Raw genomic sequence first — 21,251 nt, 5'->3', positions numbered from 1 at the left:
TTCAACGCGACGCGAATTCCTCGGAAGCTTCCTGCCCGGTAGTGCTCAGCCCTCGCCGCGCCGGGTCACGGCCCAGGAGGCGGCGGCCACACCACCCGCGACGGCGAAGACGGCCGGCCAGGCGCCGATCTTCTTGGCGAGCGGGTGCGACCCGGCGAAGGCGGCGACATACGCGACGGTCAGTGCGGTGGCCGCACGCGGTCCGGCCTGACGGTTCCACTCGTACGCGGCGAGGGACCCGGCGGCGGCGAGCGCGACCCCGCCGAGCGGACGCTTCCGGGTCCACCGGGTGACGCCGTACCCTCCGAGCAGCCCGCCCGCCGCCACCGCCGCTGCCGGAACCTTCGCCATCGCCACCACCATCGTTTCCGTGTCCGTGTCCGTGTCCGACGCCCGCGTACGCCATCCATCGACGTCGTCCGCGTACGTCTCCCTGTCCTGCCGAGGCTAACCTCTGCTCCGGCCGCACCGACGGGCGACCGCCGACGGGGTAAGGGGGCATCACATGGCCACGAGCACGACGATGATCTAGGTCGCAGGGGTCGCAGGGGTCGCAGGGGTCGCAGGGGTCGCAGGGGTCGCAGGGGTCGCAGGGGGGCGCCTCGCCTCCCTCGCCTCCCTCACCCCTCCCTCTCCCGCAGGCTCGTGATCAGCTCGCGCGGCAGCCCGTGGGTGTCGTGGAGGTAGTGGAAGTCGCCCTCGGTCAGCGGCCCTCGGAAGCGGGCGCGGGTGAGCACCTGCCGCCCGCGCTCCAGGAGCCTGCCGAACCGGTCCTCCTCCTCGCGCAGCACCTGGAGCACATCGCCCGGGGTAGCGTCCTGCCGGAAGTGGTCCAGCGTGTGCCGGACCAGCTCCTCCGGCAGGTCACCCACACCGCGTGAGGGGTCGTCCCGCCGGAGCACGGTGAGCACCCGCCGTACCAGCCGGCGCAGCACGTAGCCCCGCCCCGTGTTGGCCGGCCGCACGCCGTCGCCCACGATCACGACGGCCGAGCGCAGGTGGTCGCAGACCAGGCGCAGCGAGGGTTCGTCCAGCTCCCAGAGGGCGGGCACGAGGCGGCGCCAGGGGTCGAAGATGTCGCAGGCGAAGACGGACGGCTTGCCCTGGAGCAGCGAGGCCAGCCGCTCCAGGCCGAGCCCGGTGTCGACATTGCGCTGGGGCAGGGGAACGAGGGAGCCGTCGCCGAGCCGGCGGTGGGTCATCGTCACGTGGTTCCACACCTCGACCCAGCGGTCGTCCCGGGTGGGCGTCGACCGCGGCGGGCCGTCGCCGCTCCACAGGAAGATCTCGGAGTCGGGTCCGCACGGCCCGACCGGCCCGTTCGACCACCAGTTGTCCTCCACGGTGGGTTCGACGGGCACACCCAGCCCCTGCCACAGCTCCAGGGAGGCGCTGTCCGGCCCGGTCCTGCCGTCACCGGCGAAGACGGTGGCGTACAGCAGACCGGGATCGACGCCCAGCCCCTCGGTGAGCAGCCCGTACCCCCACTCCAGACTGCGCGGCCCCTCGTAGTCGCCCAGCGACCAGGTGCCGAGCATCTCGAAGACGGTCAGGTGCGTGGCGTCCCCGACCTCGTCCAGGTCCGTGGTCCGCAGACAGCGCTGTACGTTGACGAGCCGCCGGCCCAGCGGATGGGGGCGGCCCTCCAGGTACGGCGTGAGCGGGTGCATGCCGGAGGTGGTGAAGAGCACGGGGTCGCCGGGCGGGGGCAGGAGCGTCGATCCGGTGATCCGGCGGTGGCCGCGTTCCTCGTAGAACTCGACGAATGTGCGGGCCAGTTGTTCCGTACGCATGGGGGTGGCTCCTTCGCGTGGCAGCGGGGGGAGGCACCGGAGAACGGGACCGTCCGGTCACCCGGCCGGGCCAAGGGCCACGACACCACCGGCGGACCGTTTCCGGTCGCCGGGGGAGGGGAAGGTCAGGCGGCGGCAACCGGCGAGCTGGTCGCTCGCGCGGTCGCGGTGGTGCTGAGGCCGGTGACGTTCATACGGTCGACGATAACGCGGCCGGGGGTACGGCGGCACGCGCATTTCACGCGCATCTACGGCCGGACCCCCGGCCCGGCGCGGCGAAGACCTTGGGCAGGGCGGAGAACGTGAGGGAGTGCCCGGCCGGGATGCTCTGCATGAGGAAGAGCACGCAGGTCGAGGAGATCAGCCCGAGGACACCCACGGCCGCGAACGCCGTACGCCAGGTCGACGCACCCGGTGGTCACGGCGGCCACGGGCGCGGAGACGGCGGCGACCAGGCCGGGCACCGTCACCATCGGCCCCGCCGCGCCCTCCCTCCATCAGGCGGAGGTCGGTCCACGGACAGGGGGCGGGCGGCGGCCGGCAGCACGGCCACCGCCCCCGGAAGGCCGGCCGGCTACTCGGTGCCGGGCCTCTTGCGCGTGGTGACGTTCATCCGGTTCCACACGTTGGTGGTGAAGATGAGGGCGATCAGCTGGGCGAGCTCCTTCTCCTCGAAGTGCCGCGCGGACTCCTCGTACACCTCGTCCGACACCCCCTCCGGCAGGAGGGTGACGGCCTCGGTCAGCGCGAGGGCGGCCCGCTCCTTCTCGGTGAAGAGACTCGACTCCTCCCACGCGGCGAGCTGGTGGATCCGTTCCTCCGGCTCCCCGGCCCTGCGGGCGTCGGAGGTGTGGTAGTCGATGCAGTACGCACAGCGGTTGACCTGCGAGGCGCGGATCTGCACCAGCTCCAGCAGTACGGGGTCGAGCCCCTCGCGGGCGACGGCGTCGAGGGCGAGGACGGCCTTGAAGACCTTGGGGGAGACGGCGGAGAAGTTCATGCGCTGAGGCACCTGGAACGTGGTCATGCGACGACCGTAGGTACGGAAGCGACCGGGGGCGGGGTGCATTTGTACGGCAGGATCACGGGTCAATTCCCTGGGCCCGGCGCGCCGGGGCATCGCCCGGCGGGAGATCGTCAAGCCTTCGACGGGCGCGGGCGCGGGCGTGATCGCGGCAGCTCAGCCCTCCGCACCGCCCCGCAGCCCAGCGCGACGGCCACCCCGAGGCTCCCGAACGCCCCGCACCCGACGAAGACCGGCGCGGACCCCCACCTGCCGATGGCCGCCCCGATCAACGGGTAGCTCAGCGGTGCCAGGCCCACGGAGGTGAGCGTCACGACCGAGGTGACCCGCCCCAGATAGGCGGGGTCGGCGGCGGTCTGTACGAGGGCGTTGGCCAGGGTGCCGCAGATGCCCATGGCCAGACCCACGGCGAGGGCCACGGCCACGGCGAGCGGCAGCGTGGGGACCAGGGCGATGCACGATCCGGCGTACCCCGAACCGGTCGGCCGTCACGCCACCGCCGAGCATGAGCAGCGCCCGGGGAACCGCCCCGGCGGCCATGACCAGGCCGACCTCGGCGGGCCCGGCGACCTTCTGGGCCGACCGGGCGAGGGCGATGAAGTAGACGCTGTCGCCGATGAGCGAGGCGGTGTACGCGGCGAGCCAGCGCAGCACGTTGGCGTCGCGGTGAGCGGGCCGGAGCGCGGCGGGGCTCGCGGGTGTGGCGATCTCTGCGGCGGACACGGAGTCTCCTCGGGGGCGGGCCAGGCTCGGGGGCGGACCAGGCTCAGGGACGGAACGGGAACCCGTACAGATGGACGGACACGTGCTCGCGCCCCTCGGTGTCGCCCGCCTCCCTGGCGGCCTTGCCGCGCTGCCGCCACCGCCGCGTAACGGCGGACAACTCATCGCTCATCTCGGCCAGTTCGGCGAGCGTCAGGCTCATGAGCCACTCGGAGCTGAAGGCGGCGTCGGTCCATTCCTCGCCCCAGGCGGCGCTCTGGTCGAGGTAGGCGCGGTACTGCGCGGAGCGGTTGTCGAGGAGGCCGCGCAGCACCGAGCCCATACCCGGGGTCGACCCGAACGCCACCTGACCGAACGTCAGCACGCATGCGACGGGATCGACTTAATACACACCGAAAGAAAAGTCGTGTCAGGATTCTTGACCGTGACCGATGCGGCGGGCAAGGTTCCGGGAGAGCGCTCTCCCACTCAGTTTCATCCCGAGGAGCCCCCGCATGCCCGCAGTCGGCATATCCCCCCTGGCCCCCGCGGCCCCGGTGCCCCACGGCCCCGGCCGCCGCCGTACCCCAAGACCCGTGATGCGCGGCGTTGTTGCCGCGATGGTCACCGCTCTGGCCGCCACCCTTCTCGCCTTCGTCCCCGCCGCGAAGGCCGAGGCCGCACCCGTACTGCTCTCCCAGGGCAAGCCGGTCACCGCCTCCAGCGAGGAGCACTACGGCACCCCGGCCACCGCGGCCGTCGACGGCAATGCCAGCACCCGCTGGTCCAGCACCGCTTCGGACCCGCAGTGGATCCGCGTCGACCTCGGCGCGACCACTCAGGTCAGCCAGGTCGTCCTGGACTGGGAGGCGGCGTACGGCAAGGGTTACCGCATCGAGTTGTCGACCAACGGCTCCACCTGGTCCACCGCGTACCAGACCACCACCGGCACCGGCGGTACGAACACCCTGAACATCAGCGGTGAGGCCCGCTACGTCCGGATGTACGGCACCGCCCGCGGCACCGGATACGGCTTCTCGCTCTGGGAGTTCAAGGTCTACGGCGAGTCCGGCGGCACCGGCGGCCCGCAGCTGCCCGGCGGCGGCGACCTCGGTCCGAACGTGCATGTCTTCGACCCGTCCACGCCCAACATCCAGGGCAAGCTGGACGAGGTGTTCCGCCAGCAGGAGGCGTCGCACTTCGGCAACGGCCGGCACCAGTTCCTCTTCAAGCCCGGCACCTACAACAACCTCAACGCCCAGATCGGCTTCTACACCTCGATCTCCGGTCTCGGCCTCAAGCCCGACGACACCACCATCAACGGTGATGTGACCGTCGACGCCGGCTGGTTCAACGGCAACGCGACGCAGAACTTCTGGCGTTCGGCGGAGAACCTGGCGCTGAACCCGGTCAGCGGCACCAACCGCTGGGCCGTCTCGCAGGCCGCCTCCTTCCGCCGGATGCACGTCAAGGGCGGACTCAACCTGGCGCCCGACGGCTACGGCTGGGCCAGCGGCGGCTACATCGCCGACTCCAAGATCGACGGCCAGGTCGGCAACTACTCGCAGCAGCAGTGGTACACCCGCGAGAGCTCGATCGGCGGCTGGTCCAACTCCGTCTGGAACCAGACCTTCTCGGGCGTCGAAGGCGCACCCGCCACCTCGTTCCCCGAGCCCCGCTACACCACGCTCCAGAACACCCCGATCTCGCGTGAGAAGCCGTTCCTCCACCTGGACGGCAACACCTACAAGGTCTTCGTCCCGGCCAAGCGCACCAACGCGCGCGGCGTCTCCTGGAACGGCACCCCGCAGGGCACGTCGATCGGCCTGGACCAGTTCTACGTGGTCAAGCCCGGCGCCACGGCCGCCACGATCAACCAGGCACTGGCCCAGGGCCTCAACCTGCTCTTCACGCCCGGCATTTACCACGTCGACCAGACCATCAACGTCAACCGCGCGAACACGGTCGTCCTCGGCCTCGGCCTCGCGACGATCATCCCGGACAACGGGGTGACCGCGATGAAGGTCGCCGACGTCGACGGCGTCAAGCTCGCCGGCTTCCTGATCGACGCCGGCCGGGTCAACTCCCCGACCCTGCTGGAGGTCGGCCCGCAGAACTCCTCCGCGGACCACTCCGCCAACCCCACCACCGTCCAGGACGTCTACGTCCGCATCGGCGGCGCGGGCGCGGGCAAGGCCACCACCTCCATCGCCGTCCACAGCGACGACGTGATCATCGACCACACCTGGGTGTGGCGCGCCGACCACGGTGAGGGCGTCGGCTGGGAGACCAACCGCGCCGACTACGGGGTCCGGGTGTACGGCGACGACGTACTCGCCACCGGCCTCTTCGTGGAGCACTTCAACAAGTACGACGTGGAGTGGTACGGCGAGCGCGGCCGCACGATCTTCTACCAGAACGAGAAGGCGTACGACGCGCCCAACCAGGCCGCCATCCAGAACGGCACCACGAAGGGCTTCGCCGCCTACCGGGTCGACGACTCGGTGAACCAGCACGAGGGCTGGGGGATGGGCAGTTACTGCAACTACAACGTCGATCCCACCATCCGCCAGGACCACGGCTTCAAGGCCCCGGTGAAGCCGGGCGTGAAGTTCCACAGCCTGCTGGTGGTGTCGCTCGGCGGCAACGGTCACTACAACCACGTCATCAACAACACGGGAGCGTCCACGGTCCCGGCGGGCACGTCGACCGTGCCGTCGACGGTGGTCTCCTTCCCCTGATCCGCCCCCTCCCGCGGTGAACGACTGACCTGCGGGGGAGGAGCCCCGGGCCGGGCCTGACCCCGGCCCGGGGGCACCCCTCCCCACACGGTCGCGGGCCCGCTCGCAGCGCCGCACGGTCACCGCTCACTGCCTGGCTCTCTCCCCACGGACGGCCGCCGTCCTCCCCGACGGCGGCCGCCTCTGTCCCCTCACCTCACCCCCTTCAGGAGCCGCAATGCCTTCCTCGCCCCACCTCCGGAGACCGTCCCTGCCCTCCCTCCGCAGACCAGCGCTCACCCTCACCCTCGCCGCCCTGCTCGCCTCCTCCCTCACCGTCCTCACCTCACCCACCGAGGCCCGGGCCGCCGACCCCCTGATCTCCCAGGGCAAGCCGGCCACCGCCTCCACGCAGGAGGGCGAGGCCTACTCCGCCGCGAAGGCCGTCGACGGCGACCTCACCACGACCCGCTGGGCCAGCCAGTGGGCCGACCCGCAGTGGATCCGGATCGACCTGGGCAAGAAGTCCAACCTGAGCCGGGCCGTGCTGACCTGGGAGGGCGCCTACGGCAAGGCGTACGAGATCCAGGTCAGCGACAACGGCAATGACTGGACCACCATCCGGAAGGTCACCGACGGCGACGGCGGCACCGACGACCTCGCCCTCACCGGTTCCGGCCGCTACGTCCGGATGCTCGGCACCGCCCGCCCCGGTGGATACGGCTACTCCCTCTGGGAGTTCCAGGTCTACGGCACCCAGGGCGACACCCCGCCCCCGACCGGCGGGGGTGCCGTCAAGGTCACCGGAACGCAGGGCGCGTGGCAGCTCACCGTCGGCGGGCAGCCGTACACCGTCAAAGGCCTGACCTGGGGCCCGGCCATGTCGGACGCCCAGCGCTATATGCCCGACCTGAAGTCGATGGGCGTCAACACCGTCCGCACCTGGGGCACGGACGCCAGCACGAAGCCGCTTCTCGACGCGGCGGCCGCGAACGGCGTGCGCGTGATGAACGGCTTCTGGCTCCAGCCCGGCGGCGGTCCCGGCAGCGGCGGCTGCGTCAACTACGTCACCGACGCGTCGTACAAGTCGACGATGCTCACCGAGATCGCCAAGTGGGTCGAGACCTACAAGAGCCACCCGGCGACCCTCATGTGGAACGTCGGCAACGAGTCCGTCCTCGGCCTCCAGAACTGTTACAGCGGGACCGAGTTGGAGGCCCAGCGCAACGCGTACACGACCTTCGTCAATGACGCGGCCAAGCGGATCCACGCCATCGACGCCGACCACCCGGTGACCTCCACCGACGCGTGGACGGGCGCCTGGCCGTACTACAAGCGCAACGCTCCCGACCTGGACCTGTACTCGATGAACGCGTACGGCGACCTGTGCAACGTCCAGCGGGACTGGGTCCAGGGCGGCTACACCAAGCCCTACATCATCACTGAGGGCGGCCCTGCCGGTGAGTGGGAGGTGCCCAACGACGCCAACGGCGTCCCCACCGAGCCGACCGATGTGCAGAAGCGCGACGGCTACACCAAGGCCTGGGAGTGCGTCACCGGCCACCGGGGTGTGGCGCTGGGTGCGACCCTCTTCCACTACGGGCTGGAGCACGACTTCGGCGGTGTGTGGTTCAACCTCATCCCGGACGGCCTGAAGCGGCTGTCGTACTACTCGGTGAAGAAGGCGTTCACGGGCTCCAACACCGGTGACAACCTGCCCCGGTCATCAGCAACATGACGGTGACGCCGTCCGGATCGGCCCCGGCGGGCGGGGAGTTCACGGTCCGCGCCGACATCCGGGACCCAGAGAACGACCCGGTGACGAACAAGATCTTCCTCAGCGGCAACTACGCCAACGGCGACAAGGCGCTCGTCCCGGCGCGGTTCAGGTCCACGGGCAACGGCACGTTCGCGGTCACCGCGCCGGAGAAGCTCGGGGTCTGGAAGGTCTACATCCAGTCCGAGGACGGCAAGGGCAACGCGGGCATCGAGACGAAGTCGGTCAAGGTCGTCGCCCCGCCGATGAGCGGCACCAACCTGGCGCTCGGCAAGCCCACGACGGCCTCCAGCTCCCAGGCCTCGTACGGCGACTGCCCCTGCCCGCCGGAGCGCGCCACGGACGGCCGCCTCGACACCCGCTGGGCCAGCGACTGGAGCGACCCGCAGTGGATCGCGGTGGACCTGGGCTCCCGGCAGTCCATCCGCAATCTGCAACTGGTCTGGGACCCGGCGTACGCCAAGTCCTACCAGGTCCAGGTCTCGGACAACGGCTCCACCTGGCGCACGGTGTTCACCACGACGACCGGCAACGGTGACGTGGACACCATCGCCCTGACCGAGACGGCCCGCCACGTACGGCTGATGCTTACGGCCCGGGGCACGGGCTGGGGCTACTCACTGCACGAGTTCGGCATCTACAGCTGATCAGGCCCAGTGGTGCCCGGGGGCCGTTCCGGCACGGAGCGGCCCCCGCGGCACGTCCGTACCCGCCCGGCGGCGTCACATCGGCAGAGCCCGTACCCGCCCGCCGTCATCCCCGGAGCGGCCGAACGCGGAGAACGCCCGCTCCTCCCGCTGGGCAGCGGCGATCCGCACACTGCTCCAGTCCAGCGCCTGCCGCGCCTCGTCCTGGGTCTGCTGGGCAGCGGTGCGCGCCTCGGCCGGTGCGTCCCCGCGCTCCTGGACGAGAAGGTCGTAGATCGGCGTGGTCGTTGATATCGCAGAAGTGCTCACGAGAGATCCTCCTGCCCGCTCTTCACCGTTTCACCGCAACTGAGGCGAGGGCTTGGCGTACATGCCGAACGCATGTACGCGTAGTGGTGGAGGGTTAGGCCGCGATAGCGTGACGACGCCATCACCCTGAGTGCGCTCCCGCGTGCACAGGGCGGCCCCCGGAGGTGCGACAACACCCACCGAGGGCCTTACACCCCTAGTGGAAAGCCCCACCAGAAATGCTGCGTCATGCTATCGCGCCCTCTTCGGGCTGGACCAAGGCTCCGCACACCGTCGTCCGCTCGCGCCGGATGAACAGCGACGCCAAGATCCTCCTCCTGTACGTCCAGGGCCTCCCGGACTCCGCCACGGGCCGCCCGCTGGGCGAACTGGCCCAGAAGCTGGAAATGAAGGGCCGCTCGTACCAGCAGGCCAAGAGACAACTGGTGGAGCACGGCTACTTCCACGAGTGGCGGTCCCAGGGCGACGGCGGCCGTTGGGCAACGGAACAGCTCCTCAGCAATACGCCGCTGACGCGGGACGAGGCGAGGGCGGTGCGCGCCAAGCTGGCACCGGAAGCCGGGCGGTTGACGCAATCCGAACGTGAGCCCTGCCCACCACCGAGTGCGCAGTTTCCGACGGTCGGTGAGCCGACTCGTCGGCCGGTCGGTGGCTATGAACCGGAGGAAGAACACGATGAGGAGAACACTCCCCACCCACCCTCCGAACCTGCGGGCCGGCCGGCTCCGACCCAGGCGGCAGAAGCGCCGCCCCCCTCGCACCCCTCCCCGCAACTGACACGGGCGGAAAGGGTGTTGCTCTCCCTGCGCCACTCACGCCGTGAGCTGCTCCTGGGGGTGGGCGAGGCGCGCACCCTGGCGGTGGAGGCGGCCAAGTGGCTGGAGCGGGGCCTGACGGAGTCGGAGCTACGCCACGCCCTCCTGGCCGAACCTCCCGAGGGCGGCGTGCGCTCGGCGTTCGGGTTCCTGGGCCACCGGCTGACCCACAAGTGCCCGGTACCACCCGCTCCCGCGGCCCCGCCGGAGCCACCGCCCCCACCGGTACGCGCCCTGATCGTCTGCGCGGGTACCGAGGAGGCGGAAGCGGAACATCTCTTCCGCCCGCTGGGCGACGAGACGGAGTGCGCGGACTGCCGCCGGGCGACGGCGTACGCGAGCTGGATGGTCGACACGGACACGTACGACTTCCCGCCCGACATGACCTGGCGCCAACGCTTCGTGGCGGTGGCGAAGGCGGACGCGCTACGGGGCGAGCCGGCCTGAGTCCGAACCTTCAGCGCAGGGTGACACGGGCAGCGACGGGAAGGTGGTCGCTGCCGGTGGCGGGCAGCACACGAATATGGCGGACATCGGCGGAACGGGCCAGGACCTGATCGATCCGGGCCACCGGAAAGGCGGCGGGAAAACTGAAGGCGAACCCGCGCTCGGCAACGTTCAACTGCGAGGTGAGCGGCGCCAGCCCACGATCCTCGACGGTGCTGTTGAGATCCCCCATGAGGATCACGGCCTCCACCTCCTCGTCCCGAACGAGATCCCCCAGCATCCGAGCGCTCTCATCCCGAGGCGAGGACGCGAGCCCGCGGACCCCGACCCGTACGGAGGGCAGGTGGGCAACATACGCGGCGACGTCTCCATAAGGAGTCCGGACGACGGCACGCAACCCCCGGCTCCACCCCTCTTCGAACTCCCGAGGCCGAATATCCACCAACTGCTGCTCTCGGATCGGGTACTTGGACCAGAGCCCGACGGTGCCATGGACGACGTGATGCGGATAGCCGGCGCCGAGGACGTCCTCGTAGACGCCCAGCGCAGGCACCACCAACTCCTCCAACACGACGAGATCACCCCCACCCGCAACGAGCGCACGGGCGGTCCCGGCCGGATCGGGGTTCTCGTCACTGACGTTGTGCTGCACGACGACCAGCTCCCGCACACCGGATTCGGGACCAGGCCCGGACAGGAGCAACCCTCCAAAGCCCTGCACCCAGACACCGACGGGCAGCAGCAGAGCCACGAGGGCGACCCCGGAACGCCGAACGAGGGCGACGACCAGAAGCAGGGCAACGACCACTCCCGCCCACGGCAGGAAGGACTCGACCAGACTCCCGAGGCGCCCGGGGGAGTTGGGGACCACGCGATGAAAGGCCAGCACACCGGCCATCGCTACCGCGAGTCCGGCGGCCACGATCCCTCGCCTGCTAGCGTCGGGAACGCGCTGTGTCACTGTCGACGTCACACCACCGTCCACCTATTTCCCCTGTCTTCCCGTTTGCTCGCTCTCACCCCACAGGACGATCGGCCACGTCAATCAGTTCTGACGTCGAGGGTTGCACCCGCTTGAGCGCTAAGCTGCGCCGGCCGCATGATGCGCTTTGGCCAGAAATGCGGGTTTCGGTGAGACGGGCCACGCGCCGAGGGGGCGGCTGTGATCCACAAATGGCGGCTTGGCAGCATGTCTCTATGCCTGCGTACAGAGCGACCTTCGGTCATGTGAACGATGTGCCCCCCGGCACGACCTTTGAGAACAGGCGCGCCGTCAAGGACGCCAAGCTCCACAAGGAGAGTGAAGCTGGTATCTCGTGGGGGCGCGATGACAATGGCGAGCGCGCTGCGGACGCCATTGTGCTCAACAACGGGTACGAGGATGACGTCGACAAGTGGCACGAGATCACGTACACAGGAGCCGGAGGTCAGACGCGGAACTCAAACAGTCAAACCTCCGACCAGAGCTGGGATAATAAGGGAAACGCAAGCCTGAGGCGGAGCCATCTGATGGGTAATCCCGTCAGGGTTATTCGTGGCAGTCAGGGGGAGGTCGAATATTCTCCAGCGTCCGGATATAGGTATGACGGTCTATATGAGATCGTCAGCGAATGGGATGAAGTAGGCAGATCCGGATTTCGCATCTGCCGCTTCAAGATGCTTCGCCTTCCTGATGATCGACAAGACCTCACCCCGCTTGAGCAGCAGGTCAAGGATATTGTTGACCGTGGAGAGGTGGCTGCTGATGGTGACGCCGACGCCCAGGTTCGCAGGCAAAAGGCGACGATTGATCGCATCGTCCGCGACACGGCTGTGGCTCGTCGGGTGAAGGACCTGCACCGATTTACCTGCCAAGTCTGCAGCATCTCCCTGCAGATCAGTGCCGACGGTAAAAGTTACGCGGAAGGTGCCCACATTCAAGCTTTGGGTGGCCCCGACGGTGGTCCGGATGTGGACGGGAACGTTCTTTGTCTCTGCCCCAACTGCCACATAAAGCTTGACCGTGGGGCGCTCTATTTGACCGATGACTTGCAGGTCGTCGATCGCTTTGCCGGTCCGGATGCTCCGCGCCGCGTTCCTCTTCGGACTGTGGAGAAGCATCGGGTGCAGCAACGATTCGCCCGCGCGCATCGACGGTTCTGGAACATCATGGACGAACACGGTTCAAACTAGTAGATGAGGGGTGTCATCCGGTTCTCTGCGGATAACACCCCTCATGGTCCGCGTTGGGCCTCTTACTCCCGCCCGTGGCACCCCCCATAAGCCTCCCCCGACCCGCACCAGCAAGCCGCCGTGCGTGACGGGGGCCAAGGGGTGGCGCGGCCTCGGGCGGCCAAGGTGGTGGCGTATTGGGGGAGGAGGCCCGGGTCGGACGGGGAGGCGGCTTCCGAGGCGGCGAAGGCTTCGTACGAGGGGACCGTGCCCTTGACGATGCCCAGGTTCGGGGTGCCCGTCGCCTGGAGGTCGCGCAGCGATGCCTCCAGGCGGGACAGGTGCGTCTCCCGGTCCACGTACTCCTCGGTCAACTCCGGGTACGTCGTCAGGAGTTCGCGGAGTTCCTGCTCGGACCAGTGCAGCACCGCCACCGGGAACGGGCGGGACAGCGCCGTGCGGTACGTGCCCAGCTCCGCCCGCAGGCGGGTGATCTCCGCCTTCAGCTCCACCGGGTCCGAGGAGCCCAGCGACCACACGCGCTTCGGGTCGTGGAGCTCGTCCAGCGGGACCGGGGCCGTGTGCAGTGCGCCGGCCAGCTCGTCCCACGCGTCGTGGTCCAGGCCCATCAGCCTCCGTACCCGGTGGCGACCGGTCAGCAGGGACTGCGTCGCGTACGGGACCTCCTCGCCGGGCGCCAGCAGCAGCGTCAGCGCCGTCGAGAAGAAGTCGTGCGCCGACTCCAGCTCGTCGTGCGCCTCCAGGGTCTCCGCGGCGACCTGCCAGGGCGCCGCGTCCAGCGGGCCCGCGGCGCGGATGCCCTCGATGATCGCGCGGGCCTCGGCCTCGTGCCCGTACTCCCAGAGGTTCGACGCCTTCAGGGCCTTGATCAGGTGCGGGTTCTCGACGGTGGACTCGGGGGCGGCCAGCAGGTCGTCGTAGAGCGTGCTCGCGCGGGAACGGTCACCGGCGAGTTCCAGATGGGCCGCGGCCTGGAGAACCAGCGGCTCCTGGTCCTCGGGGTACTGCACCGCGGTGCGCAGCAGGCGCTCGGCTTCGGTGGTGTGGTCGGCAGGCGTGTCGGGGCGCATGGATCACACGGTACTGCCGGACCGCGGCCGTCGGGAGGAGAGGTCGGAAGCCGGACCCGGAGTGGGGGCGGCAGCGGGATCCGACGAGGGGGCGTCTGCGGGGGGAGGGGAATCCGGTGGTGGGTATGGAGAGTTCCGTACGTTGGTTCTATCGTGCCCGCCGTGCGGAAACGGGGACGGACAGCCTTACGTGGTGCGGTGCCCAGCAGGCCTGGCTCGCGGGCCGGTCGCCGACGGCGGAACCTCCTCGCCCGTGGGCTCTGGGGCTCCGCCGAGATCGTCGTCACCTTTGGTGTGGTCGTCCTTCTCCTTGTCGTTCATCAGCTGTGGTGGACCAACCGCGAGGCCCGTCAGGATGCCGGGCGTACCGTCCAGGCCCTTCAGCGGGAGTGGGGGCCGCCCCCGTCACCCGTCGTCCCCAGCGGCGAGCCGACCGGCGAATCCGTGGTGCCCGAGCCCCCGCCCTCCTCCGGCGCCACCCGCCGGCTCGAACCGTCCGGCGCCCCCGCCACCCCCCGCTGGGACCACGCCTACGCCGTCCTGCGCATCCCCCGTATCGGGCTCACCGTCCCCGTCGCCGAGGGCACCAGCAAGGGCGGCGTCCTCGATCGTGGGTACGTCGGGCACTACACCCGTACCGCGCAGGCCGGGCAGGCCGGGAACTTCGCGCTCGCCGGGCATCGCAACACCCACGGTGAGCCCTTCCGGCGTCTCGACCGGCTGCGGCGCGGGGACCGGGTCACCGTCGAGACCCGGGACGCCGTGTACACGTACACCGTCGACAAGAGCCTCGCCCGGACCGCGCCCTCCGACAGCGGGGTGATCGCGCCCGTGCCCCGCTCCAACATCACCACGTCCGTCGGGTACAGCGAGCCCGGCTACTACCTGACCCTCACCACCTGCACCCCCGAGTTCAGCTCCCGCTACCGGCTCGTCGTGTGGGGGAAGCTCACCGCCATGCGTTCCCGGTGAGCGAGCGCCCCGCCGGAGGCGGCCGGGCCCGGCCGATCATCGTGTATAACGAATGGAGTGCCAGGAGAGCCCAGGAGAGGAGACGCCCGTGCGTGACGCCAACCGGCTGCGCGGCGCCTTCGCCCGGCTGCTCCGGCCCGTCGGCCTGCTGGTCCTGTTCCTCACCGAGGTCCTCCTCGCCGAGGGCGGCAGCCTCTCCGCCGCCGTCGCGCTCGCCGCCACCGCCGCGGCCGGCTCCGCGCTGCTCGCCTGCTCCGTCATCAGCGCCCGCTGCGCGCCCCCGGTGCCCCGCACCCAGGTCCGTACGGCGATCCGGGACCGGGAGAAGCGCACCGCCTTCCTGCCCCAGCGCGACCCCGACGCCCGTGGCCGCACCAGGCCCCGAGCGCCCGGGCACGCCCTCCTGACGGCCGCCGCCGCGTAGGGCACTTCCGCACGTCGAACCCGTAGCGCCCCGCACCGGCCGTCCTGCCGCGTACCGCATACGTACGTCTTTCTCCCGGCACGACGAGACCCCCGGAGGGCTCACCCATGTCCGCCTTCATGTCCGCTTTCGCGAGCCTGGTCGGCTCTTTCGCCGATCTGCTCCAGCCGCTGTTCCACGGCGCGTCCACCGCCGCCGCGATCATCCTGTTCACCGCACTCGTCCGGCTCGCCGTCCACCCTCTCTCGCGGGCCGCCGCGCGGGGACAGAAGGCCCGGACCCGGCTCCAGCCGCAGATCGCGGAGCTGCGCAAGAAGCACGGGAAGAACCCCGAGCGGATGCAGAAGGCGATCATGGAGCTGCACGCCGCCGAGAAGGTGTCACCGCTCTCCGGCTGCCTGCCGAGCCTGCTCCAGATGCCCGCGTTCTTCCTGCTCTACCACCTGTTCTCCAGCGGCTCCATCGGCGGCGAGCCCAACGCGCTCCTCAGCCACGACCTCCTCGGCGCCCCGCTCGGCGGACGCTGGCACGACGCCCTCGCCAGCGGTGGGATGCTCGGCGGACAGGGATGGGTCTACCTGGGACTCTTCGCGATCGTCACCGCGGTGGCCACCTTCAACTACGGACGCACCAAGCGGCAGCTGGCCGCCAGCCCGGTGGTCCCCGCCGGCGGCCCCGACGGGCAGGCCGTGCCCGGCGTGGGGGCGATGGCGAAGATGATGCCGCTGCTCTCGTTCGCCACCCTGATCACCGTCGCCGTCGTGCCCCTGGCCGCCGCCCTCTACGTCATCACCACGACCACCTGGACCGCCCTGGAGCGGGCCTGGCTCTACCGGGACGTGCCCGTCACCGGCGGTGCCCTGGCCAAGGCGGCGTAGTCGGGCCGGAGAGTGCGCCGGTCCAGTGTGTGAACGAGGTCTTGCGGAGTGATCGCAACTCTTGGAGGATCAGCCAAGCCCTTCGTCGGCCGCAACCCGCCGAGGGGCCCCACCTCGAACAAGAGGAGTTGGACCGTTGAAGCTGCTTCGAGTCGGTACGGCGGGCGCCGAGCGTCCCGCGCTTCTCGACCGCGACGGGACTCTGCGTGATCTGTCGGGGATCGTTCCCGACATCGACGGCGAACTGCTCGCCGACGCCTCCGCCCTCGCCCGGGTACGGGCGGCCGCCGACACCCCCGGGGTGCTGCCCGCCCTCGACCCGGCGGGGCTGCGCATCGGGCCGCCGCTGGGCCGCATCGGCAAGATCGTGTGCATCGGGCTGAACTACCACGACCACGCCGCCGAGACCGGGGCGGACATCCCGGCCGAGCCGATCCTGTTCTTCAAGGCCCCCGACACCGTCGTCGGGCCCGAGGACACCGTGCTCGTGCCGCGCGGCAGCCGTAAGACGGACTGGGAGGTGGAGCTCGCCGTCGTCATCGGCCGCACCGCCCGCTATCTGGGCTCCGCCGAGGAGGGGCTCGCCCATGTCGCCGGGTACGCCACCGCGCACGACGTCTCGGAGCGCGAGTTCCAGACGGAGCGCGGCGGCACCTGGGACAAGGGCAAGAACTGCGAGACGTTCAACCCGCTGGGCCCCTGGCTCGTCACCGCCGACGAGGTGGTCGACCCGCAGGCGCTGCCGCTACGGCTCTGGGTCAACGGCGAGCTGAAGCAGGACGGCACCACCGCCGAGCAGATCTTCCCGGTGGGTGAAGTCGTGCGCTATCTCAGCCACTTCATGACGCTGTATCCGGGCGATGTGATCAACACCGGTACGCCCGCCGGGGTCGCGATGGGGCAGCCCGAGCCGAAGCCGTACCTGAAGGCCGGGGACGTGGTGGAGCTGGAGGTGGAGGGGCTCGGCCGGCAGCGGCAGGAGCTGAAGGGGGCGTAGGCCCCGCTGGTACGGGCCCGGGGTCCCGGGGTTGCCAGGTCCCGGGGGCCCGAGGTTCCGGCCGCGCCCTCGGGGCCGTACGGAAGTCTCGGGGCCCCAGCCCGTATGCAAAAGCTCAGACCCCCGGCCCGTACGCAGCCTCAGGCCCCCGGCCCGTACGCAGCCTCAGCTCCCAGCGTCGCCGCGAACTGCTCCAGCGCCTCGACCACCATCGCGTGGTCCTCCGCCTGCGGCAGCCCCGAGACCGTCACCGTGCCGATCACGCCCGCGCCCTCCACCGCGACCGGGAACGAACCGCCGTGCGCCGCGTACGTGTCCGGGTCCAGGCGGGACGACTCCTCGAACGTGGTCCCCTTCGCCCGGAACCGGGTGCCGACCAGGTACGAGCTCTCGCCGTACCGCTCCACCACCTTGCGCTTGCGGTCGATCCACGCGTCGTTGTCCGCGCTGGAGCCGGGCAGCGCCGCGTGGAACAGCTGCTGTGCCCCGCGCCGGATGTCGATCGCCACCGGGGCGTGCCGCTCCCGGGCCAGTGCGACCAGCAGGCTGCCGAGCGCGAACGCGTCGTCGTAGGAGAAGTGCGGGAGGGTGAGCCGGCGCTCCTGGGCGATCAGCTCGGAGATCGTGGGGGAGGTGGTGGTCATGCGCGGTGCTCCTTGTCCGAAGCGTGCGGGGCCTCGTCGGGGTGGGGGAGGAGGGTTACGGAGACGCCCTCACGGGCCGAGCGGCGTGCCGCCTCCAGCACGTCCAGGGCCGCTGCCGCCTGGAGCGCGGTGACCGGGTTCTCGCCCGTGCCGCGCAGGGCGGCGGTGACGGCGGCGTAGTAGGCGGGGTAGTCGCCGGGGAGGGTGCGGACCGGGGTGCCGCCGCCGGTGAGCGGGGACTCGCCGGAACCGATCCGGCCCCACACCTCCTCGGCCTCCTCGCCCCACGGCTCGCTGCCCGCGCCCGGGCGCCTGCCCTCGCGCAGGGCCGCCTCCTGGGGGTCCAGGCCGTACTTCACATAGCCCGCCGTGGAGCCGAGCACACGGAAGCGGGGGCCGAGCTGGGCCGTGGTGGCGCTGACGTACAGGTGCGAGCGGACGCCGTTCGCGTGCGTGATCGCGATGAACGTGTCGTCGTCCGCCGCCGCGCCCGGCCGCCGTACGTCGGACTCGGCGTACACCTGCACCGCCGGCCCGAAGAGCACCAGCGCCTGGTCGACGACGTGGCTGCCCAGGTCGTACAGCAGACCGCCGATCTCCTCCGGGGCGCCCGACTCGCGCCAGCCGCCCTTCGGCTGCGGGCGCCAGCGCTCGAACCGGGACTCGAAGCGCTGCACCTCGCCCAGCTCACCCTCCGCGATCAGCGCGGCGAGCGTGCGGAAGTCGTTGTCCCAGCGGCGGTTCTGGAAGACCGAGAGCAGCAGCCCGCGCTCCCCGGCCAGCGCCGCCAGTTCGCGCGCCTCGGCGGCGGTCCCGGCGATCGGCTTGTCCACGACCACCGGCAGACCGGCCTTGAGAGCGGCCGTCGCGAGGGGGACGTGCGTCTTGTTCGGGGCGGCGATCACGACCAGGTCCAGCTCGTCCGCGCGCTCCCACAGCTCGTCCGGCGAGGCGGCGAACCGGAGGCCCGGGTGGGCTGCGCGGGCCTCGGCCCGGCGCTCCTCGTTCGACGTGACGACCGTGTCGAGGACCAGGCCCTCGGTCGCGGCGATCAGCGGGGCGTGGAAGACGGAGCCGGCCAGGCCGTAGCCGACGAGGGCGACGCGGAGAGGGGCGTCGGAGGCTTTGGGGGTCATGCATTCCACTTAAGCAACGCTGTTGCCAAAGTGCAAGCGACCGGCACAATGGGGTGGGTGAAGGGGAGTGGACCGTGAACGGGAGTCGGACGAAGGCTCAGGCCGGGGCGAATCTGCCGGCCCTGCGCCACCACAACGCGGCGCTGGTCCTGGACCTGCTGCGGGCGGCCGGGGCGGAGGGCATCAGCCGGCTGGAGCTCGCCGAGCGCACCGGCCTGACCCCGCAGGCGGTCAGCAAGATCACCGCTCGGCTGCGGGAGGAGGGGCTGGTCGTCGGCGCGGGCCTGCGCCCCTCCACCGGTGGCAAGCCGCGTACGGTGCTCCGGCTGGTCCCCGGCGCCCAGTTCGCCGTCGGCCTCCACCTGGACCGCGACGGTCTCACCGCCGTGCTGGTCGATCTCGCCGGGCGCCCGGTGGCCATGGCCGCCGCCCCTCTCGACTTCGGCGGCCCGGCGGAGCAGGTGCTCGCCGATGCGGCCGATGTGGTACGTGACCTGAGCGCGGCCGAGCCGCACAAGCCGCTGCTGGGGGTGGGCGTCGCCGTGCCCGGCCCCCTCGACCACCGGGACGGCGTACTCCACCGGGTCACCGGCTTCCCGAAGTGGGACGGCTTCCCACTGCGTGACGCGCTCGCCGAGCGCACCGGCCTCCCGGTCACCGTCGACAAGGACACCAACGCCGCCGCCCTCGCCCTTTCCCTGAGCGGGCTGCCTGGCGACTTCGCCTACCTCCACCTCGGTACGGGGCTCGGCGCCGGGCTCGTCCTGGGCGGCGAGGTGCACCGGGGGGCGCGGACGGGGGCGGGCGAGTTCGGCCACCAGACCCTCCAGCTGGACGGGCCTCTGTGCGGGTGCGGTGGGCGCGGCTGCATCGAGGCGCTGTGCCTGGCGGCCGAGGCGCGGGGCGACCGGGCGGAGGCGGCCCGGGTCCTGGGCGCGGGCGCGGCGAACCTGGTCGGGCTCCTCGACATCGACCGGGTCGTGCTGGGCGGGCGGACGGTGGCGGCCGATGAGGACGCGTACGTACGAGGCGTCCGGGCCGTGATCGAGGAGCGGGCCGCCCGGGGCGGCCGCGGCGGCGGTGGCTCGGTGGCCGTCACGGTGGCGGAGGGCGGCGACCGGCCCGTCGCGGAGGGCGCCGCCCAGCTGGTGCTCGCGCCGGTGTTCGGGCGGGTGGGGGAGCGGCGGTAAGGGGCGTGGTGGCTTGTGGTCCGCGTGGGGGCGCTCGTGGTGCTGGCGCTGGTGGGTGCGGGCACCTGTGGTGCGGGGTTCCGTCCTCGAACGCCGGGCGGGCTGGATGGGGTGCCGGGTGGGCTGGGCAGGGGCGTTGGGTGGGTTGGACGGGGCGCCGGGCGGATTTGATGGGGGCGCCGGACGGGCTGGATGGGGCACCGGACGGGCCGAGGCCGGAGAAGGGCGGCGTCAGTCGGGTGATCGTATGAGCTGTATCGGCATGTCGACTCTCTGAGTCCGCGCGCGCGTGCTTGCGTCGGAGGCCACAACCGGCGGCCCCCGCCCCGGTCGTCCGCGAGCGGCGAAGGGTGTCCCCATGTCCCCCACCTCCTGCGCGCGGCTGCGTGACGCCCGTGCGGCCGCCACCCTCGGGCTGGCCGCCGGGATCGCGGTGCCCGCCGCGCTCCTGGCGGGCCCGCAGGCCGCCGCCCGCCCGGCTCCGGCCGCCCCCGCCTCCTTAGCGGTCGACGCGGCCTACGCGGCCGACGCCGATGAGCAGCCCGTCTGCGGTGATCCGGGCGCCGAGGAGTTCCCCATCGAGGCCCGGATCCAGGACGCCCCGAAGACGTACGCGTCCGGCGGCGGCTACGGCACCTGGTTCCTCGACCTCACCAACACCACCGATGCGGCCTGCGGGGCCCTGCACCCGGTGCTCGTGCTCAACGACGAGGACCGGGAGCTGACCACCGAGCAGATCCAGCTCAAGTTCTCCGAGCCCGGCCGCCCCGGCACCGAACACCGCGTGACCTGGGAGACCACCGACCGCCACGAGCAGATCGGGGTCTTCGACGGCGACCCCGGGTCCGCCGCCGACAGCGCCGACGAGGGCTTCCCGGGCTTCACGGTCCCCGCCGGCGGCACCGTCAGCGTCCGGGTCCGGATGGCCTTCACCTCCGACACCGCGCCCGGCCGGGTCACCGCCCACGCCGCCGTCGTCCAGCGCCACCACCAGGACAAGGCCAAGGGCGGCGGCCGTGAGGACGGCGACTGGGTCGGGGAGTCGGGGGCGTACCGGTTCGTGATCGTCGACGGCGCCACGGGCGAGTACCCCCGGCCGGAGCGCACCGAGGAGGACAGCGGGGGCCGTACGGACGTTCCGGCCGAGCCCCGTCCCCGTACGGACACGTCCTCCGCCGCGCCCACCTCCCCTCCCTCGCCCAGCCGCACCCAGGCGCCCACCCCCGCCCCCACCGGTCCCGGCAAGGAGCCCGCCCCGGATCCCCATTCCCTTCCCCGCCCGGACGGTCCGGCGGCTCCCCGGGAGGAGGAGCGGCCCGCGCGTCCGCCGCACTACGTGACCGGGCGCCCGCTCCCCGAACTCGCCCGCACCGGGCCGGGCCTCCTGCCCTGGGCCGGAGCGACCGCCGCGGCGCTCGTCCTCTGCGGCGGCGTTCTCGTGATGAGGGGCCGCCGGATGCGCCGGCCGACGGGCTGACGCGCGGCCACCACCTCGCCACCCACCCGCGCACGCCACCACCGGACCGCCCGCCCA

Annotated in this window: 18 protein-coding genes and 3 pseudogenes; 10 read left to right on the top strand and 11 right to left on the bottom strand. The window is 71.3% G+C overall.

From position 1 onward, the window contains the following. Nucleotides 1–45: 45 nt before the first annotated feature. From D6270_RS11585 to D6270_RS11555, 6 genes and pseudogenes are all read right to left on the bottom strand, one after another. Entirely contained in the window at nucleotides 46–351 is a 306-nt protein-coding gene (locus D6270_RS11585; RefSeq protein WP_109167487.1) for a hypothetical protein, read from the bottom strand. 269 nt (nucleotides 352–620) lie between these two features. Then, a complete protein-coding gene (locus D6270_RS11580) occupies nucleotides 621–1,793 on the bottom strand; it encodes an alanine--tRNA ligase-related protein (RefSeq protein ID WP_109165479.1) in 1,173 nt (390 codons plus the stop codon). Between the two features lie 238 nt (nucleotides 1,794–2,031). Further along, entirely contained in the window at nucleotides 2,032–2,172 is a 141-nt protein-coding gene (locus D6270_RS11570) for a hypothetical protein (protein WP_225976827.1), read from the bottom strand. 195 nt (nucleotides 2,173–2,367) lie between these two features. After that, entirely contained in the window at nucleotides 2,368–2,820 is a 453-nt protein-coding gene (locus tag D6270_RS11565; protein ID WP_225976826.1) for a carboxymuconolactone decarboxylase family protein, read from the bottom strand. A gap of 110 nt (nucleotides 2,821–2,930) precedes the next feature. Beyond that, nucleotides 2,931–3,540 (bottom strand): annotated as a pseudogene (locus D6270_RS11560) (MFS transporter). A 43-nt stretch (nucleotides 3,541–3,583) separates the two neighbouring features. After that, nucleotides 3,584–3,853 (bottom strand): annotated as a pseudogene (locus D6270_RS11555) (transcriptional regulator); the annotation flags it as partial. Nucleotides 3,854–4,034: 181 nt separating this feature from the next. Between D6270_RS11555 and D6270_RS11550 the strand changes: the two are divergent. After that, nucleotides 4,035–6,260, top strand: a complete 2,226-nt coding sequence (locus tag D6270_RS11550; protein WP_391039512.1) for a pectate lyase-like domain-containing protein — start codon at nucleotides 4,035–4,037, stop codon at nucleotides 6,258–6,260. 217 nt (nucleotides 6,261–6,477) lie between these two features. Beyond that, nucleotides 6,478–8,663 (top strand): annotated as a pseudogene (locus tag D6270_RS11545) (discoidin domain-containing protein). A 75-nt stretch (nucleotides 8,664–8,738) separates the two neighbouring features. On the opposite strand, the gene D6270_RS11540 reads toward D6270_RS11545, so the two are convergent. After that, nucleotides 8,739–8,972, bottom strand: coding sequence for a hypothetical protein (locus D6270_RS11540; protein WP_109165483.1), 234 nt, complete (start codon nucleotides 8,970–8,972; stop codon nucleotides 8,739–8,741). Nucleotides 8,973–9,190: 218 nt separating this feature from the next. Here D6270_RS11540 and D6270_RS11535 point away from each other — a divergent pair, with 218 nt between their 5' ends. Then, nucleotides 9,191–10,234 (top strand): hypothetical protein, encoded by a 1,044-nt coding sequence (locus tag D6270_RS11535; protein WP_109165484.1) that lies wholly within the window; start codon nucleotides 9,191–9,193, stop codon nucleotides 10,232–10,234. Between the two features lie 10 nt (nucleotides 10,235–10,244). On the opposite strand, the gene D6270_RS11530 is transcribed toward D6270_RS11535, so the two are convergent. Next, nucleotides 10,245–11,156: an endonuclease/exonuclease/phosphatase family protein gene (locus D6270_RS11530; RefSeq protein ID WP_225976825.1), complete on the bottom strand. Its 912-nt coding sequence runs from the start codon at nucleotides 11,154–11,156 to the stop codon at nucleotides 10,245–10,247. A gap of 305 nt (nucleotides 11,157–11,461) precedes the next feature. Between D6270_RS11530 and D6270_RS11525 the strand changes: the two genes are divergently transcribed. Beyond that, a complete protein-coding gene (locus tag D6270_RS11525; RefSeq protein ID WP_158650501.1) occupies nucleotides 11,462–12,406 on the top strand; it encodes a YDG/SRA domain-containing protein in 945 nt (314 codons plus the stop codon). 62 nt (nucleotides 12,407–12,468) lie between these two features. Here the strand turns inward: D6270_RS11525 and D6270_RS11520 are convergent, their stop codons facing one another. Continuing rightward, the gene (locus D6270_RS11520; RefSeq protein WP_109165487.1) at nucleotides 12,469–13,476 is read right to left on the bottom strand and encodes an SEC-C domain-containing protein; all 1,008 of its coding nucleotides are present in this window, start codon (nucleotides 13,474–13,476) and stop codon (nucleotides 12,469–12,471) included. A gap of 198 nt (nucleotides 13,477–13,674) precedes the next feature. Here D6270_RS11520 and D6270_RS11515 point away from each other — a divergent pair, with 198 nt between their 5' ends. The 4 genes from D6270_RS11515 to D6270_RS11500 all read left to right on the top strand — a co-directional run bounded on the left by D6270_RS11515 (nucleotide 13,675) and on the right by D6270_RS11500 (nucleotide 16,747). Continuing rightward, nucleotides 13,675–14,448 carry a class E sortase gene (locus D6270_RS11515; RefSeq protein ID WP_109165488.1) on the top strand — a complete coding sequence of 258 codons (774 nt, stop codon included), beginning with the start codon at nucleotides 13,675–13,677 and terminating at the stop codon, nucleotides 14,446–14,448. 52 nt (nucleotides 14,449–14,500) lie between these two features. Then, complete coding sequence (locus D6270_RS11510) at nucleotides 14,501–14,872, top strand: DUF6412 domain-containing protein (protein ID WP_109165489.1); 372 nt, start codon at nucleotides 14,501–14,503, stop codon at nucleotides 14,870–14,872. A 107-nt stretch (nucleotides 14,873–14,979) separates the two neighbouring features. Further along, the gene (locus D6270_RS11505; RefSeq protein ID WP_109165490.1) at nucleotides 14,980–15,750 is read left to right on the top strand and encodes a YidC/Oxa1 family membrane protein insertase; all 771 of its coding nucleotides are present in this window, start codon (nucleotides 14,980–14,982) and stop codon (nucleotides 15,748–15,750) included. A gap of 136 nt (nucleotides 15,751–15,886) precedes the next feature. Further along, nucleotides 15,887–16,747 (top strand): fumarylacetoacetate hydrolase family protein, encoded by an 861-nt coding sequence (locus tag D6270_RS11500; RefSeq protein ID WP_109165491.1) that lies wholly within the window; start codon nucleotides 15,887–15,889, stop codon nucleotides 16,745–16,747. A gap of 140 nt (nucleotides 16,748–16,887) precedes the next feature. On the opposite strand, the gene D6270_RS11495 is transcribed toward D6270_RS11500, so the two are convergent. Together D6270_RS11495 and D6270_RS11490 are read right to left on the bottom strand one after the other, a co-directional pair. Beyond that, nucleotides 16,888–17,391 (bottom strand): heme-degrading domain-containing protein, encoded by a 504-nt coding sequence (locus tag D6270_RS11495; protein WP_151414667.1) that lies wholly within the window; start codon nucleotides 17,389–17,391, stop codon nucleotides 16,888–16,890. After that, nucleotides 17,388–18,527, bottom strand: a complete 1,140-nt coding sequence (locus D6270_RS11490) for a Gfo/Idh/MocA family oxidoreductase (protein WP_109165493.1) — start codon at nucleotides 18,525–18,527, stop codon at nucleotides 17,388–17,390. Before D6270_RS11490 ends, D6270_RS11495 begins: the two co-directional genes overlap by 4 nt. A 74-nt stretch (nucleotides 18,528–18,601) precedes the next feature. Between D6270_RS11490 and D6270_RS11485 the strand changes: the two genes are divergently transcribed. Further along, the gene (locus tag D6270_RS11485; protein WP_109165494.1) at nucleotides 18,602–19,717 is read left to right on the top strand and encodes an ROK family transcriptional regulator; all 1,116 of its coding nucleotides are present in this window, start codon (nucleotides 18,602–18,604) and stop codon (nucleotides 19,715–19,717) included. A gap of 358 nt (nucleotides 19,718–20,075) precedes the next feature. Continuing rightward, on the top strand, nucleotides 20,076–21,194 hold the full coding sequence (locus tag D6270_RS11480) for an LAVTG motif-containing sortase-dependent surface protein (RefSeq protein WP_109165495.1): 1,119 nt from the start codon (nucleotides 20,076–20,078) through the stop codon (nucleotides 21,192–21,194). The last annotated feature ends 57 nt before the right edge of the window (nucleotides 21,195–21,251 follow it).

This window comes from Streptomyces griseus subsp. griseus (assembly GCF_003610995.1).
GTDB lineage: Bacteria > Actinomycetota > Actinomycetes > Streptomycetales > Streptomycetaceae > Streptomyces.
This window is presented reverse-complemented; position numbering and strand designations above follow the sequence as displayed.

Bases quoted from the DNA above. Each gene is read 5' to 3' on its own strand.
- D6270_RS11585 (WP_109167487.1), bottom strand. From the start codon at position 351: ATGGCGAAGGTTCCGGCAGCGGCGGTGGCGGCGGGCGGGCTGCTCGGA.
- D6270_RS11580 (WP_109165479.1), bottom strand. From the start codon at position 1,793: ATGCGTACGGAACAACTGGCCCGCACATTCGTCGAGTTCTACGAGGAA.
- D6270_RS11565 (WP_225976826.1), bottom strand. From the start codon at position 2,820: ATGACCACGTTCCAGGTGCCTCAGCGCATGAACTTCTCCGCCGTCTCC.
- D6270_RS11550 (WP_391039512.1), top strand. From the start codon at position 4,035: ATGCCCGCAGTCGGCATATCCCCCCTGGCCCCCGCGGCCCCGGTGCCC.
- D6270_RS11535 (WP_109165484.1), top strand. From the start codon at position 9,191: ATGCTGCGTCATGCTATCGCGCCCTCTTCGGGCTGGACCAAGGCTCCG.
- D6270_RS11520 (WP_109165487.1), bottom strand. From the start codon at position 13,476: ATGCGCCCCGACACGCCTGCCGACCACACCACCGAAGCCGAGCGCCTG.
- D6270_RS11510 (WP_109165489.1), top strand. From the start codon at position 14,501: ATGGAGTGCCAGGAGAGCCCAGGAGAGGAGACGCCCGTGCGTGACGCC.
- D6270_RS11505 (WP_109165490.1), top strand. From the start codon at position 14,980: ATGTCCGCCTTCATGTCCGCTTTCGCGAGCCTGGTCGGCTCTTTCGCC.
- D6270_RS11495 (WP_151414667.1), bottom strand. From the start codon at position 17,391: ATGACCACCACCTCCCCCACGATCTCCGAGCTGATCGCCCAGGAGCGC.
- D6270_RS11490 (WP_109165493.1), bottom strand. From the start codon at position 18,527: ATGACCCCCAAAGCCTCCGACGCCCCTCTCCGCGTCGCCCTCGTCGGC.
- D6270_RS11480 (WP_109165495.1), top strand. From the start codon at position 20,076: ATGTCCCCCACCTCCTGCGCGCGGCTGCGTGACGCCCGTGCGGCCGCC.